Annotated in this window: 13 protein-coding genes; 3 read left to right on the forward strand and 10 right to left on the reverse strand. The window is 65.0% G+C overall.

Annotated features, from left to right (window positions below; genetic code table 11):
• Positions 1-104 precede the first annotated feature (104 nt).
• The 7 genes from D4Q52_RS14505 to D4Q52_RS14535 all read right to left on the reverse strand — a co-directional run bounded on the left by D4Q52_RS14505 (position 105) and on the right by D4Q52_RS14535 (position 10,792).
• On the reverse strand, positions 105-2,285 hold the full coding sequence (locus D4Q52_RS14505) for a PQQ-dependent dehydrogenase, methanol/ethanol family (RefSeq protein WP_119857287.1): 2,181 nt from the start codon (positions 2,283-2,285) through the stop codon (positions 105-107).
• A gap of 369 nt (positions 2,286-2,654) precedes the next feature.
• Entirely contained in the window at positions 2,655-3,446 is a 792-nt protein-coding gene (locus D4Q52_RS14510; RefSeq protein WP_119857288.1) for an NUDIX hydrolase, read from the reverse strand.
• Positions 3,447-3,450: 4 nt separating this feature from the next.
• Positions 3,451-4,404, reverse strand: coding sequence for a dihydrodipicolinate synthase family protein (locus D4Q52_RS14515; RefSeq protein ID WP_119857289.1), 954 nt, complete (start codon positions 4,402-4,404; stop codon positions 3,451-3,453).
• 80 nt (positions 4,405-4,484) lie between these two features.
• Positions 4,485-5,345: a MaoC family dehydratase gene (locus D4Q52_RS14520; protein WP_119857290.1), complete on the reverse strand. Its 861-nt coding sequence runs from the start codon at positions 5,343-5,345 to the stop codon at positions 4,485-4,487.
• Between the two features lie 207 nt (positions 5,346-5,552).
• The gene (locus D4Q52_RS14525) at positions 5,553-5,945 is read right to left on the reverse strand and encodes a Zn-ribbon domain-containing OB-fold protein (protein WP_119857291.1); all 393 of its coding nucleotides are present in this window, start codon (positions 5,943-5,945) and stop codon (positions 5,553-5,555) included.
• Positions 5,945-7,093 (reverse strand): thiolase domain-containing protein, encoded by a 1,149-nt coding sequence (locus D4Q52_RS14530; RefSeq protein WP_119857292.1) that lies wholly within the window; start codon positions 7,091-7,093, stop codon positions 5,945-5,947. The genes D4Q52_RS14525 and D4Q52_RS14530 overlap by 1 nt, the downstream gene beginning before the upstream one ends.
• Positions 7,094-7,306: 213 nt before the next feature.
• Positions 7,307-10,792 carry an indolepyruvate ferredoxin oxidoreductase family protein gene (locus D4Q52_RS14535; protein ID WP_119857293.1) on the reverse strand — a complete coding sequence of 1,162 codons (3,486 nt, stop codon included), beginning with the start codon at positions 10,790-10,792 and terminating at the stop codon, positions 7,307-7,309.
• A gap of 277 nt (positions 10,793-11,069) precedes the next feature.
• Here D4Q52_RS14535 and D4Q52_RS14540 point away from each other — a divergent pair, with 277 nt between their 5' ends.
• A complete protein-coding gene (locus D4Q52_RS14540; RefSeq protein ID WP_119857294.1) occupies positions 11,070-11,498 on the forward strand; it encodes a hypothetical protein in 429 nt (142 codons plus the stop codon).
• 14 nt (positions 11,499-11,512) lie between these two features.
• On the opposite strand, the gene D4Q52_RS26500 is transcribed toward D4Q52_RS14540, so the two are convergent.
• Positions 11,513-11,761, reverse strand: a complete 249-nt coding sequence (locus D4Q52_RS26500; RefSeq protein ID WP_182915319.1) for a hypothetical protein — start codon at positions 11,759-11,761, stop codon at positions 11,513-11,515.
• Here D4Q52_RS26500 and D4Q52_RS26770 point away from each other — a divergent pair.
• Positions 11,694-11,972 carry a GCG_CRPN prefix-to-repeats domain-containing protein gene (locus D4Q52_RS26770; RefSeq protein ID WP_119857295.1) on the forward strand — a complete coding sequence of 93 codons (279 nt, stop codon included), beginning with the start codon at positions 11,694-11,696 and terminating at the stop codon, positions 11,970-11,972. The two genes, D4Q52_RS26500 and D4Q52_RS26770, sit on opposite strands and share 68 nt — an antisense overlap.
• A gap of 52 nt (positions 11,973-12,024) precedes the next feature.
• Here D4Q52_RS26770 and D4Q52_RS14550 read toward each other — a convergent pair whose 3' ends face one another.
• Complete coding sequence (locus D4Q52_RS14550) at positions 12,025-12,837, reverse strand: DUF1295 domain-containing protein (protein ID WP_119857296.1); 813 nt, start codon at positions 12,835-12,837, stop codon at positions 12,025-12,027.
• A gap of 135 nt (positions 12,838-12,972) precedes the next feature.
• Positions 12,973-13,644, reverse strand: a complete 672-nt coding sequence (locus D4Q52_RS14555) for a hypothetical protein (protein WP_234831205.1) — start codon at positions 13,642-13,644, stop codon at positions 12,973-12,975.
• A gap of 17 nt (positions 13,645-13,661) precedes the next feature.
• Here D4Q52_RS14555 and D4Q52_RS14560 point away from each other — a divergent pair, with 17 nt between their 5' ends.
• The gene (locus D4Q52_RS14560) at positions 13,662-13,946 is read left to right on the forward strand and encodes a type II toxin-antitoxin system RelE/ParE family toxin (protein WP_119857298.1); all 285 of its coding nucleotides are present in this window, start codon (positions 13,662-13,664) and stop codon (positions 13,944-13,946) included.
• Positions 13,947-13,949 lie beyond the last annotated feature (3 nt).

Consider the following 13,949-nt stretch of genomic DNA (forward strand, 5'->3'; position numbering starts at 1 on the left):
GGCCCGAAACGCCAAACGCCGGGTCCCTGATCGGGCCCGGCGCCGGTGGGCGTTTCGGATGCATTCCGCCCCCTCGCAGCGGCGGGAGGACGGGATCACAACCTTTATTTCGGCCGGATGGCGTCGGCCGTGCCCTGAATGAAGGCCTGGATCTTGACGACGTCGGCGTCGGTCAGCTTGCCGGTGAAGTCCGGCATGCCCTTGTCGCGGAACGGCCCCTTGAACACGATCTGCTTGAGGTTCTGGATCTTGTCCGGGGTGCTATAGCCGAGATTCTTGACGTTGCCGCCGCGGTCGACGCCGGGCACACCATGGCAGGTCGCGCAGGCCGCGACGTAGATCGCAGTGCCCTCCGGCACGTCCTTGGGGTCGTACTCGATGCCGGCGAGCAGATTGCCCATCTGGTACTTGCTGAAGGCCGGCATCGGCGCGTTACCGCCGACCGCGAAGGTGTACACCGTGCCCGGCGCCTCGGTCTCGGTCGCCCGGGCGCTGATGCCGAACACGCCGCCCCAGCCGACCGCGATCGAGACGTATTGCACGCCGTCGACCATATAGGTCGCCGGCGCCGCGACCGCGCCGGTGCCGAGCGGGCTTTCCCAGAGCTTCTCGCCGGTCTTGGCGTTGTAGGCGACCAGACGGCCGTCGGCCGTGCCCTGAAACACCAGATTGCCCGCGGTGGTCAGCGTGCCGCCGTTCCAGGGCGAGACGTATTCGGCGCGCCAGGCCTCCTTCTGCTGCACGGGATCCCACGCGACCAGCCGACCGAACGGCAGGTTCTTCGGTGGCGTGGCGTTCAGCGCGAAGCCGACGTTCCACCCGGTCGCGCTGCCGAATTTGAACGGCTCGGTCTTGTTCTGGTTCAGCGCCTTCTCACCGGTGAGGTTCACCGGTACGCCCTGCGCCGGCAGATACACCAGCCCGGTCTGCGGATTGAACGACATCGGGTGCCAGTTGTGCGCGCCATACGGCCCCGGAATGCTGTCGAACCCCTTGTCCGCCGATCGCGCTTCGGGATTCTCGATCGGCCTGCCGTCGGCGTCGTAGCCGGTCGCCCAGTTCACATCGACGAAGTTCTTCGCCGAGATGAACTTGCCGTTGGTGCGGTCCACCACGAAGAAGAAGCCGTTCTTCGGCGCGTGCAGGATCACCTTGCGCGGCTGACCCTCGATGGTGAGGTCGGCCAGAATCATCGGCTGGGTCGAGGTGTAGTCCCAATTGTCGCCGGGCGTTTCCTGATAGTGCCAGATGTACTTGCCGGTGTCGGCGTTGAGCGCGACCAGCGAAGCGAGATAGAGGTTGTCGCCGCCAGCCGGGCTTCGTAGATGCCGATTCCACGGCGACCCGTTGCCGGTGCCGATGTAGACCATGTTGAGGTCGGGATCGAACGTGATGGTGTCCCACGCGGTGCCGCCACCGCCATTGACCCACCATTTCCCGGCCGGATCCCAAGTCTTCGCCGCCTTCTCCATCGACTCGTCTTCGAACGGCTTCGACGGATCGCCCGGCACCGTGAACCAGCGCCAGGCCTGATTGCCGTTCTCGGCGTCATAAGCCGTAACATAGCCGCGCGCGCCATATTCGGCGCCGCCATTGCCGATCACCACCTTGCCGTTGAACACGCGCGGGGCGCCGGTGATCGTGTAGGAATGTTCGTGGTCGATCAGTGTGTCCTTCTCCCAGACCTTCTGACCGGTGGCGGCGTCGAGCGCGACCAGGCGTCCATCATAGGCGCCGACGAACACCTTGCCCTTGTACAGCGCGACGCCGCGGTTCACCGTATCGCAGCAGCCGCGATAGCCCTTCGAGCGATCGACACCCGGATCGAAGGTCCACAGCTTCTTGCCGGTGCGGGTGTCGATGGCGTGCACCACGCTCCACGACGCCGTGACGTACATGATGCCGTCGACCACCACCGGCGTCGCCTCGACGCCGCGCTCCGACTGCAGGTTGTAGCTCCACTTCAAACCGAGCTGCTTGACGTTGTCGGTGTTGATCTTGTCGAGCTTGCTGAATCGGGTCTCGGCGTAGTCGAGGCCGTAGCTCGGCCAGTCGTTGGTTGTCGTGGCATTGGCGATGATCGCCGCGCCGTCGATCGCGCCGGTGACGGCGCGGATATGCTCGGCGGAGCCCTTGGCGCCCTGAGCGAAGGCCGCGCCATGCAGCAGCAACGTGGCCGCGACCGCGGCGACGCCGAACTTGAAGTCCCTCTGAACGATTGACGCGGAAGCAGGCGTGCGGAGGAATCGGCGCGCTGTCCGCGCGCGACCGGCAAGATCTATCATCGTTCACTCCCTTTGGCCTCTGGCGGGCCTGCCCGAGAGTGTCGCGCGCGTTCCGGAACGCGTCAACTGATCAGTCGATCGCAATGTCTGATTTGATAGCAACACTGCAGCGCAGCAATATCCACGCTGCATCGCGGGGCGCGTCGCATTCATACGTCTTTCAGATTGCAATTAGTCCCGTCATGGCCGGGCTTGTCCCGCCTGCGCGGCCGTAGCCGCTTCGGCGCGGCGAAGGCCCGGCCATCCACGCCTTCTCGCCGCTCGCGCCGCAAGGCGTGGATGACCGGCACAAGGCCGGGCATGACAGGTTGAGATGAAAGCGCCCATATCCGACCACGATATGCGCGGCTGGGCTCTGTGAGCCCCGAGCTAATTGCCGGTGAACTCGAACACTTCGCCGTCGTAGCCGGCATCGGCCGGGATCGTCAGCGTGCGCTTGTCGCCGTCGCGGCGCATGATCGGCATCACGGTGGGGACCGGCTTGCCGCGGCTGTCGTCGAGCGCAGCCCGGACGTTCGGCTGTTTGCCGAGCCGGATCAGATTGCGCGTGGTCGGGAACGGCAGCGTGAAGCGGCCGCTGTCGCCGCCGTCGAGCGCCTCGCGCGGGGACAGCCAGATCGAGTCGGTCGACTCCTTGCCGTCGTGCATGCCGAGCTGCTCCGGCGGCGCTTCGGCGAGGAAAAACCAGGTGCCGAACCGCTTCGGCAGCTTCTCGGGCGTGATCCAGTGCGCATACGGCACCAGCAGATCGAGCGCGAGTACCAGCTGATTGGTCTTCAGGATCTCGGCGAACGAAATCTTATTCTCGCAGAGTGCGGTGCGATGCGCGGCCTCGATCTCGGCGGCACGCGCCGCCGCAACCAGTTGATTGCTGCCGCGCGGCCGCGCCAGAAGAATGCCGCTCTCCTCGAAGGTCTCGCGGATCGCGGCAATCTGGAATTCGAGCGAAGGCCCCTCGCCCGCCGCGGCGCTGGCGTAAAGTTCGGGCCGGCCGATGATGTCGCGGTCGCCGCCGTCAACGCTGCCGCCCGGAAACACCAGTGCGCCCGACGCGAACTCGATCTGATAGTGCCGCACCATCATGAAGACGTCGAAGCCGTCGGCGCGGTCGCGCAACAACAGGATGGTGGATGCGGGACGTGCCGGGGCTTCGTTCGTCATTCAGTTACTCCGCAGCTTTGACGCGTGGTTCGAAATCCGCGCGCTTGTCGGTGTGCGCCAAACGCGACAGCAGATAGTCCACTTCTTCGCGCGCTGTATCGGTGAGGACCGAGCCCGGCTTGCGCTGCGCCGACGAGGCAAGGATACCGCGCTTCTTCAGCACGTATTTGCGCACGGCGAGGCCGACGCCCTGCTGCTGCTCGTAACGGATCAGCGGCAGATGCGCGTCGAACAGATTGTGCGCCAGATCACGCTGGCCAGCCTTGGACAGCTTGACCACGTCTACCAGCATGTCGGGGAAGCAATAGCCGGTCATCGCACCGTCGGCGCCGCGCTCCATCTCGAAGTCGAGGAACAGTCCGCCATTGCCGGTGAGGATCGACAGCGGCCGCAGCGAGCCGTCTTTCTGGAAAGCGCGCAGCTTGGTGATCTTCTCCAACCCCGGCCAGTCCTCGTGCTTCAGCATTACGCAGGACCGATTGTCCATCACGATCTGCCGGATCACCTTCGGCGTCATCACCACCGACAAGGTCAGCGGATAGTCCTGCAGGCACCACGGAATGTCGTCGCCGATCGCTTCAGCGGCCTGGCGGAAGTAGCCGGTGATCTGCTCGTCGGTGCGCAGGCTCGGCGGCGGCGCGATCATCACGCCGGCCGCGCCCGCGTCCATCGACGCCCGCGCCAGCGCGCGCATCGTGGCAAAGCCCGGCGCCGAAACGCCGACGATCACCTGCAGCGACTTGGCGCGCTTGACGAACCGCGTCGCCACCGCCTGCGCCTCGGCGGCGTCGAGCTTCGGCGCCTCGCCCAGAATGCCGAGCACCGTCATGCCGTCGCAGCCGACTTCGGCATAGAAGTCGGTCAGCCGGTCGATCGAGGCCTCGTCGATCCGGCCGTCGTCGTGGAACGGAGTCGGGGCGATGGCGAACGTGCCGGCGGCGTCGGGGGTGAGTCTCATGGAGTCGGCCTTTCTTCAGGAAGTGCGAGCACCGATACCACCCTCGACCACGGAAGTCTGCCACCTTGCAAAAGCGAGCGTCAGCCCAGCACGGTCCGTCCGCTCTTGATCACCGTGACGTCACGGGCTTTCACCCGTGCCTCGAACGAGATGACGTCGCCGTCCTTCCACAGATCCATCGTCACGGTTTCGCCCGGATACACCGGCGACGAAAACCGCACCGCGTGCTGCCTGAACGCCGCCGCGTCGTAGTCCGCATAGGTCTGCAGCACGCCGCGGCAGGTGATGCCGTAGGTGCACATGCCGTGCAGGATCGGCCGCGGAAAGCCGGCCTTGGCGGCGAATTCGGGATCGGAATGCAACGGGTTGCGATCACCGCACAGCCGATAGATCAGAGCCTGGTCGGGCCGCGTCGAGATGTCGATGCTGCGATCCGGCGCGCGGCTCGGCATCTTGTGCGGCTCGGGCTGTTCCAGCGCAGGGCCGCCGAAACCGCCGTCGCCACGGGCGAACCGCGAGGCCAGCAGCGTGGCGAGCTCCGTGCCGCTCTCATCGCGCAGCACGGTCTGGTGACGGATCACCACACCCTTGTCCTTGCCCTTGTCGTAGACCTGCACGACGCTGGAATCGGCGGTGATGTTCGCCGCCACCGGCATCGGCCGATGGAAGGTGATGTCGCGCTCGCCATCGACCACCAGCAGGCGGTTGAGATTCATCTCGCCCGGCCCCGCGCCCCACGCCGCGACCGACGCGAAGGTCGGCACCACTTTCAGCGGCCGCTCGGTGTAGGTCGCCTCGTTGACGAAGGCGAGTTCCTGCTCGTTCATCGGGTCAGCGCCCATGCCGACGCCATAAGCGTACAGCATCACGTCGCGATCAGTGTAGGTGTAGTTCTGACCTTTGGCAGTCAGGGCCATCAGTTCGTCATAGCGGGCCGACATCGGCTTCTCCTTTGTTTATGTCTTTGACGAAGAACGCGGCCTCGCCGTCATTGCGAGCCACCGGGTCGGCGCTCTGCGCCGCCCGATGACAGGCTCCGCGAAGCAATCCAGAGCGCCGAACACCGTGGCTGGATTGCTTCGTCGCGGAGCCTGTGCTCGGACGGCGCGTTGCGCCGATCCGAGTGCTCCTCGCAATGACGAGCGCGGCTAGGCCACCGTGAAAAACGGCAGCGGCGCGCCGCCGTCGCTGGGTTTGAACACCACCTTCACCTTGCCGCCGATCTTCAGCGCCGAAAACTCGCAATCGACGAAATTGGTCAGCACCGACGGGCCTTCGCGCAGCGTGACGTAGCCGATCGCGTAAGGCCCGGTCGCCGACTTTCGCATCAGGCTGAAGCTGTAGATCTCGCCCTCGCCCTTGCTTTCTTCCCAGACCGTCTGGTCCGAGAAGCAGAACGGGCACAGCGCGCGCGGAAAGTAGTGCGCCTCGCCGCAGGCCATGCAGCGCTTGATCAGCAGCTTGCCTTCGCTCGCCGCATCCCAGAACGGCTTGGTTTCCGGATTGCCCTGCGGCGCCGGATATTTCACGGGGCTGTTCATCACACGCGCTCCAGAATGCAGGTCGAGGCGGCGTGGCGGATGCCGAGCATGCCGCCGGTGCCGTGAGCCAAAGCGAGATCGCAGTTCGGCACCTGCACCTTGGGGTGCGCCTCGCCGCGCAGCTGACGCACCGCTTCAAGCAGCTTCGTCATGCCGCCGCGATTGACCGGATGGTTGCTGCACAGGCCGCCGCCGTCGGTGTTGAACGGCAGCTTGCCGACGCCCGAGATCAGATTGCCGTCGGCGACGAACTTGCCGCCCTCGCCTTTCTTGCAAAAGCCGAGGTCTTCGAGCTGCATCAGCACCGTGATGGTGAAGCTGTCGTAGATCGACGCGTATTTGATATCCTTCGGCGTGACGCCGGCCATCTCGAACGCCGCCGGCCCGGACCAGACGCCGGCCGAATAGGTCAGATCGAGATCCTTGCCGCCGCGCGGTCCCTTGATCGCCTCGCCCGCCCCGATCATCCGCACCAGCGGCCGCTTCAGACTGCGCGCGATTTCCTCGGTGGTGACGATCAGCGCGCCGCCGCCATCGGTCACGACGCAGCAGTCGAGCCGATGCAGCGGGTCGGCGATCATCGGCGAATTCAGCACGTCCTCGACGGTGACGACATCGCGCAGCATCGCATGCTCATTGTACTGCGCGTGATGCGACGCCGCGACCTTGATCCAGGCGAGCTGTTCGGACGTCGTGCCGTGGTCGTGCATGTGGCGAGCCGCGCACATCGCATAGACGTTGTGCGTAGTGGCGCCGTAGGCGAGCTCGAAATCACCTTCCGCTCCGATCGGGCGCGGTGGCAGCGCGCCGGTGCGCGGTTTGCCGGCCAGCGTGATCAGCGCGACCGAGCAGCGGCCCGCGGCGATCGCTTCGGCGGCATGGCCGAGGTGAACCAGATAGGAGCAACCACCGGTGTCGGTGGAATCGAAATGGCGAACCTTGAGGCCGAGATAATCGACCATCGCCATCACCCCGCCCGGCGCATCGCCGGCGCAGAAGTAACCGTCGATGTCGGCCTTGGTCAGCCCGGCGTCTTCAATCGCGCCCTTGGCGACTTCGGCGTGCAGCTGGGCGATGGATTTGTCAGGCGCGTGGCGCGTCGGATGTTCGTAGATGCCGGCAATGTAGGCCTTGCCTCTTATGGTCAACGCAGTTCTCCGCTGGCGTTTGGTCGGTTGGTTTTTCTGACCGCTCCAGAGGACCTTGGCAAGCGTGTTCGCGGAGGCTTGGAATTTCCGCGAGATGGAATGCAGACTTCACCCCGTCATTGCGAGCGCAGCGAAGCAATCCAGCGCAGTGCACGGCGCTGGATTGCTTCGTCGCTGCGCTCCTCGCAATGACGTGGAGAGGTTCGAGCGGAACTACTCCGCCGCCATCTGCCTTGGCGGCGCTGGCTGCGGATCGCGGAGGTTCGAACGCAGCTCCTGGTAACGCGGCTTGGTGTCGTCGACCGACTTCTGCTTGATCGGGCCGTAGCCGCGGATCAGGTCAGGCATCGACAGCAGGTCGATCGCGGTCTGCAGCGTGGCCGGCGACAGAAGCTGCAGCACGCTGGCGACGTCAGCCTCGTAGTCGGCGATCAGCTGCCGTTCGAGCTTGCGCTCGGGGTGATAACCGAACACGTCGATCGGCGTTCCGCGGACGAAGCGCAGCGCCTTCAGCACCCTGAACACCGGGCGCATGCCCTCACCGAACTGCCGCTTCTTCGGCCGGCCGGTGACGTCGTTGCCGGGAAGGATCGGCGGCGCCAGATTGAAGCTGACCTTGTAGTCGCCCTCGAACTGATCCTTGATCTGCTGTTCGAACGACGGCAGCGTCAGCAGCCGCGCCACTTCGTACTCGTCCTTGTAGGCGAGCAGCTTGGCGTAGTTGATCGCCACCGCGCGCGGCAGCGCTTCGTCGTAGCCACCGGCATCGGCGGCGGCGCGGACCCTGGCGACCAGATCGGCGTAGCGCCGCGCCAGCCGCTTGCCCTGATAGTCGGTGAGCATCGCGCTGCGATGCGCGATGATCTCGTCGAGCGACATTTCGCCCTGGGTCTTCGGCGCGGCCGGGCTGCCGGCACCCTGCAGCAGCGTCGCGAGCCGCTCCGGATCTGCGGCGGCAAGACGGCCGAGCCGGAATGCCTGGGCGTTCATCTTGATCGACACGCCGTTGAGTTCGATCGCCTGCTCAATCGCCGTGGCGGAGAGCGGCAGCAGACCGCGCTGATAGGCAAAGCCCATCATCATCATGTTAGTCGCGATGGCGTCGCCCAGCAGCGTTTCGGCCGCCTTTGTGAAGTCGAGGAACGACGAGTCCTTGGTCAGCGCCGCGGTCAGCACGCTGTTGACCTTGCGGGTCTGGAAATCGAAATCGCGATTGCGGATGAAGTCCGCGATCGGGATCAGATGGGTGTTGACGACGCCGTGGGTGCGGCCGTTGTCGCACAGCGAAATCGTCTCCTTGGAGATCGCCATCACCTCGTCGGCGACGATCAGCACGTCGGCCGAGCCGGTGACGATGCGCGAACAAGTGACCTCTTCGGGCTTCTCCGACAGCCGCACATGGCTCAGCACCGCGCCGCCCTTTTGCGCCAGGCCGGACATGTCGAGGATCATCGAGGCTTTGCCCTCGATATGCGCTGCCATGCCGAGCAGCGCACCGATCGTCAGCACGCCGGTGCCGCCCACGCCGCCGACCGCGACGTTGTAGGGCTTGTCGAGCCCCGGACGCAACGCCGGCTCGGGCAGATCGCCGAGCGAGCCGAGATCGACCGGCACGCGCTTGCGCAGCTGGCCGCCGTCGATGGTGACGAAGGATGGGCAGAAGCCCTTGAGGCAGGAGTAATCCTTGTTGCAGCTCGACTGGTTGATGGTGCGCTTGCGGCCGAGTTCGGTCTCCAGCGGCTCGACCGAGATGCAGTTCGACTGCACCGAGCAATCGCCGCAGCCCTCGCACACGGCCGCGTTGATCATCACCCGGCGCGCCGGATCCTCCATTGTGCCGCGCTTGCGACGGCGGCGCTTCTCGGCCGCGCAGGTCTGCACGAACACGATCGCGGAGGCGCCCTTGATATCGCGGCATTCCTTCATCACCGCGTCGAGTTCGTCGCGATGCCGCGTCCGCGTGCCCGGCGCGATGCTATCCGCTGGATAAGCGTCGGGATTTTCCGACACCAGATAGATGTCGCGGATGCCTTCGGAATGCAGCTGATAGGTGATCTGCTGCGGCGACAGATCGCCGTCGTGGCGCTGACCGCCGGTCATCGCCACCGCGTCATTGTAAAGGATCTTGTAGGTGATGTTCGCCTTGGAGGCGATCGACTGGCGGATCGCCAGCGAGCCGGAATGGAAGTACGTGCCGTCGCCCAAATTGGCGAAGATGTGCTTCTCCTCCGTGAACGGCGCGATGCCGACCCACGGCACGCCCTCGCCGCCCATGTGGGTGAAGGTTTCGGTGTTTCGGTCCATCCACAGCGACATGAAGTGACAGCCGATGCCGGCCAGCGCGCGGCTGCCTTCGGGCACTTTCGTCGAAGTGTTGTGCGGGCAGCCCGAGCAGAAATACGGCGTGCGTATCAACGGCACGACGTTCTGAACCTGCGAGGCGTCGCGGCCGTGGAACCAGTCGGCCCTGGCGCGCAGCATCTCGGCAATGGTCGGATCGATTTCCATCGCCAGCAGCCGGTCGACTACCGAGGTTGCGACCTTGGCGACGCTGAGCTCCTGGGCGAACGGCAGCAGGCGATGATCGTGCTCGTCCATCTTGCCGATCACGCGCGGACGCTCGCGCAGGCCGAACAGATGCTGCTTGACCTGGTTCTCGACGATCTCGCGGCGCTCTTCGATGACGAAGATCTCCTCGAGCCCGCGGGCGAACTCGCGCACGCCTTCCGGCTCGAGCGGCCACGGCATGCCGACCTTGTACAGCCGCAAGCCGATGCGGGCCGCGACCTGCTCGTCGATGCCGAGTTCGCGCAGCGCCTGGCGCACGTCTTCGTAGCTCTTGCCCGAAGCCATGATGCCGAACCGCGCGTTCGGCGAATCCATGGTGATGCGATTGACCTTGTTGGCACGCGCGAAGGCGATCGCGGCGAAGCCCTTGTAGTCCTGCAACCGGCGGTCCTGATCGTAGCGATCGTCAGGCCAGCGCAGATTGAGGCCGCCCGGCGGCATCTCGAAATCGCTCGGAATGACGAACGGCGTCATCTCGTCGGCGAGGTTGATCTCCGCGGTGGTCTCCACCGTCTCGGTGATCACCTTCATGCCGACCCAGCAGCCGGAGTAGCGCGACATCGCGATGCCGAGCAGCCCCATCTCGATGATCTCATGGATCGACGACGGATAGAGATACGGCATCAACGCCGCCATGAAGGCATGGTCGGACTGATGCGGCACAGTCGACGACTTGGCGCCGTGATCGTCGCCGGCGAGGCACAGCACGCCGCCGTTTTTCGCCGAGCCGGCGGCATTGCCGTGACGGAAGACGTCACCGCAGCGATCCACGCCGGGGCCCTTGCCGTACCAGATCCCGGTGATGCCGTCGTATTGCGCGCCGGGCGAGAGATTGAGCTGCTGCGTGCCCCAGATCGCGGTGGCCGCAAGGTCCTCGTTCACGCCGGGCTGGAATTTGACGTTGTACTCTTCGAGGTGCCGCCGCGCCGCGATCAGCTGCTGATCATAGCCGCCGAGCGGCGAGCCGCGATAGCCGGTGACGAAGCCTGCGGTGTTGAGGCCCGCAGCGCGATCGCGCCGAACCTGCGCCATCGGCAGCCGCACCAGCGCCTGAATGCCGGTGAGGAAGATGTGGCCCGAATGCTGCGTGTATTTCTGGTCGAGACTGATCGGTCCCTGGTCGATTCCCATACGGCCCTCATAGAGCGTTTCGACCGCGCAACCGTTGCCGCTGCTGCGGTCTTTGGAATCAGTCTAGCGGTTTATATCGCTGGCGCATCACAAAAAGCCGCGACGCAGCTCCGCCCTGCTTATTTGCAGCTTTCGATCCGTTCTGCGCCCGGTGCTTACGATTTCGTGCGTGCAGGGCGTTCTACGAGAACGAAGATGTCTCTACTGGCGCGTCCGCGACCACGGCGGAACAGATGAGGCCGCTCGGGATTGACCCGAAACGGAAAGGAGGAACTGCATGGCGCAAGCAAACTTGCAAGACCCGAACGATCCCACCGGTGCCGAGCCGCGCAACGCGTCGCGCTTTGATTCCGATCTGCAGATTGATCCGGAGTTGCGCGAAGGACGGATCGGGACCGGCCGGATCGTCGCATTCGCGGCTGCGATCGCCTTACTGTTCGGCGCCGTATTTTACGGAATGAACTCGACCGCAGTGGATCCGAAGACAGCGCCGGTTGCGACCACCGTACCGGATACGCCGCTCAGCCCCGCGGCGCAGGAAGCGCAGGCCAAGCAGGGAACCCCCGCAGCAAGCGATCCAGGGCCGCGCGTCAACGGACAAGCGGGCGTCACCACGGGCTCTGCGCCCTCGCCGGCCACGACGGCATCGCCGCCCTCGAGCCAGCCCAGCGGCAGCGAAATTCATCGCGATAACGCTCCCAAGTAGTCCCGGCCAATCGATCAGCAAACGGCGGATGCACCAGAATCCGCCGTTTTGCGTTGCGGCAATGCGACCGCAGGCGAGGTTTGACCATGCTGCGCAGGGTCGAATCGGCTAAGCGGAACCTGGGGCGCACCGCTCGCCGACGATTTGGCGGCGGAAGTTTCACCAGCCGCTTCGCGGCCGAAAGAGGAAAATCCGATGAAGATGTTGATCGCAGCAGCCAGCTTTGCAGCCGCGCTCGGTGCAGCCAGCGCCGCGAGCGCCATGCCGGTGGCACCGCTCGGCGCCGGCAGCGGCGCTGATGTCATCCAGGTGGCGCAGGGCTGCGGCCCGGGTTGGGCGCGCGGACCGATGGGCCGGTGTCGTCCGATGGTTCGCCGCCCGCCGGTGGTCGTCGTCCCGCCGCGCGTTGTTGCGCCGCGCGTTTGTCCGCCCGGCTATTTTTGGCGCGGCGGTCGCTGCCTGCGCCGTTACTAATCGGCAGCATCCAACGAGCATTCGAGCCCCGCTTCGGCGGGGCTTTTTGCTGTCATCGGCCAAATGCCTGCCGCAGCCTGCGCAGCGTGTAGAGCGTCGTGATCGGAAACAGGATCGGCACGGTCCGCACGTACTCCTGATACGCAGGCAGCGCGCCGTAGCGATCGTCCTGCTTGCGCTCCAGCCCAGCAGCGGCAGCCGTCATCAGCCCGAGAATGTAGAGCAGCCCCAGCGTCGCCAGCAGCCATGCGGCGCCTGACGTGTAGGCCGATAGCCCCGCCACCCAGACGCCGAACCAGAACAGCATCTCACCGAAGTAATTCGGACAGCGCACCATCCGGTACAGGCCTGTGTCGCAATAATGCCCCGGGTCGGCCTGCTTGTACTGATATTTCTGCCAGTCGGCGACGCTTTCGATCACCAGCCCGGCGGTCATCAGCATCACGCCGAGCGGCGTCGACGCCGGCCAGACGCCTTCTGCCTGCAGCGAGGCGGCCAGCAGCGCTGGCAGGAAAAGCAGCGTGAACAGCAGGCTGACGCCGAGCCAGATCGCTCCCTTCTGCCACAGCTGAACATCCGCGGTGCGTCGCTCCGCGCGGGCGAGTTCGCTGGCGTAGACGGGATTGCGCTCACGCATTGCCAGGAAGCCGCCGAGACGGACACCGTAGGCGAGCAGAACCAGCATCATCAGCAGCACCCACCCCTCGATACTGGCGTAGAACACCACCATGAACACCAGTGCCTGCGCCGCAATCGCGCCGGCATAGCACAGGCTGACGAAGTAATAGACCCGGCGGAAGCCGGCGGCCGATACGGCGAGACTGATCAGCAGCGCCAGTCCCACCAGATGCCACGGAAACGTCATGTCGCTCGCTCCGATGATCGCCGTCAGCCGGTCTCCCGCGACGCCGGCTAGTTGCTAAGGCACGAACATTCCAAAGCCCCCGTAGCACGGACGCAACCGCGCCAACCTGATCTGGATCAGACCGCGCGCAGCCGGCTATTTTTGCTGGCAGCGCTGACCCGGCACACGCGTGTCGCAAACCCGTGACGCGTCGAACAGCTTGGTCAGCGCCTTGAGCTGCTTGGCACCCGGCGTATAGCGCTGCGACTTCTGCAGAACGTAGAAGTTCTCCCGCCCCTGCACCGCCTTTGTCCAGGTCTGCAGCGGCGCCCCGCCGTCTTTCGGCTTGGCGCAGGTCTCGATCCAGGCCGCGACCGGATACAGGTTCTCGGTGCCGCCCTTCAGTTTCTCGAAGCTCGCGCCCGGACACTCGGCAAGCGCCGCCTTTTCGGCCCGCGCGCGGAAGACTTCGGGCGCCTCGTCGGTTTGCTTGAACAGCACCTGTGTCGACAGCTTCTCGGTCCAGTTCGCGACGCTCTGCCCTTGCGGCACCAGCACGGTCGTCTTTGTCTTGTCGGTGCTGGACTCCGCCACGACCTTGAACCCCTTCGGTGGCGTCAGCAGCATCCGCTCTTCGGCATGGGCAAACATGGTCGCCACTGTCAGCAGCGGCAGGGCGAGGACGAGGCGGATCATCGAAATGGGACCTGTGAGGACGCGGCGGCGATGATTTTGACGGAGAAGCACACGGGTTGCAACGAGGACGATGCCCACTCCGTCCAGCACACGCGACTTGACGAACGTATCGTACCGCGATACGTTCGTCATCTCTCGGAGCAGACGACATGATCCGCAGCTTTCGAGGAAAGTTCGCTGGGGCTATTTTCTCCGAACGCCGTGCACCAAAAGGATTTCCGGCCGATTTGCTTTCCGTATCTCGGCGAAAACTCGTTCAGTTGAACGCGGCCAGTGCTCTGGATGATCTTGCTATCCCGCCCGGCAATCGACTTGAGCCGCTTAAAGGCGTGTTGAGGGGCTCGCATTCGATCCGGATCAACGATCAGTGGCGGATCGTCTTCCGCTGGACCGATTCCGGCCCGGAGGACGTCGAAATCATCGATTATCACTAAGGA

It is taken from the genome of Rhodopseudomonas palustris (assembly GCF_003591005.1).
Classification (GTDB): Bacteria; Pseudomonadota; Alphaproteobacteria; order Rhizobiales; family Xanthobacteraceae; genus Rhodopseudomonas; species Rhodopseudomonas palustris_K.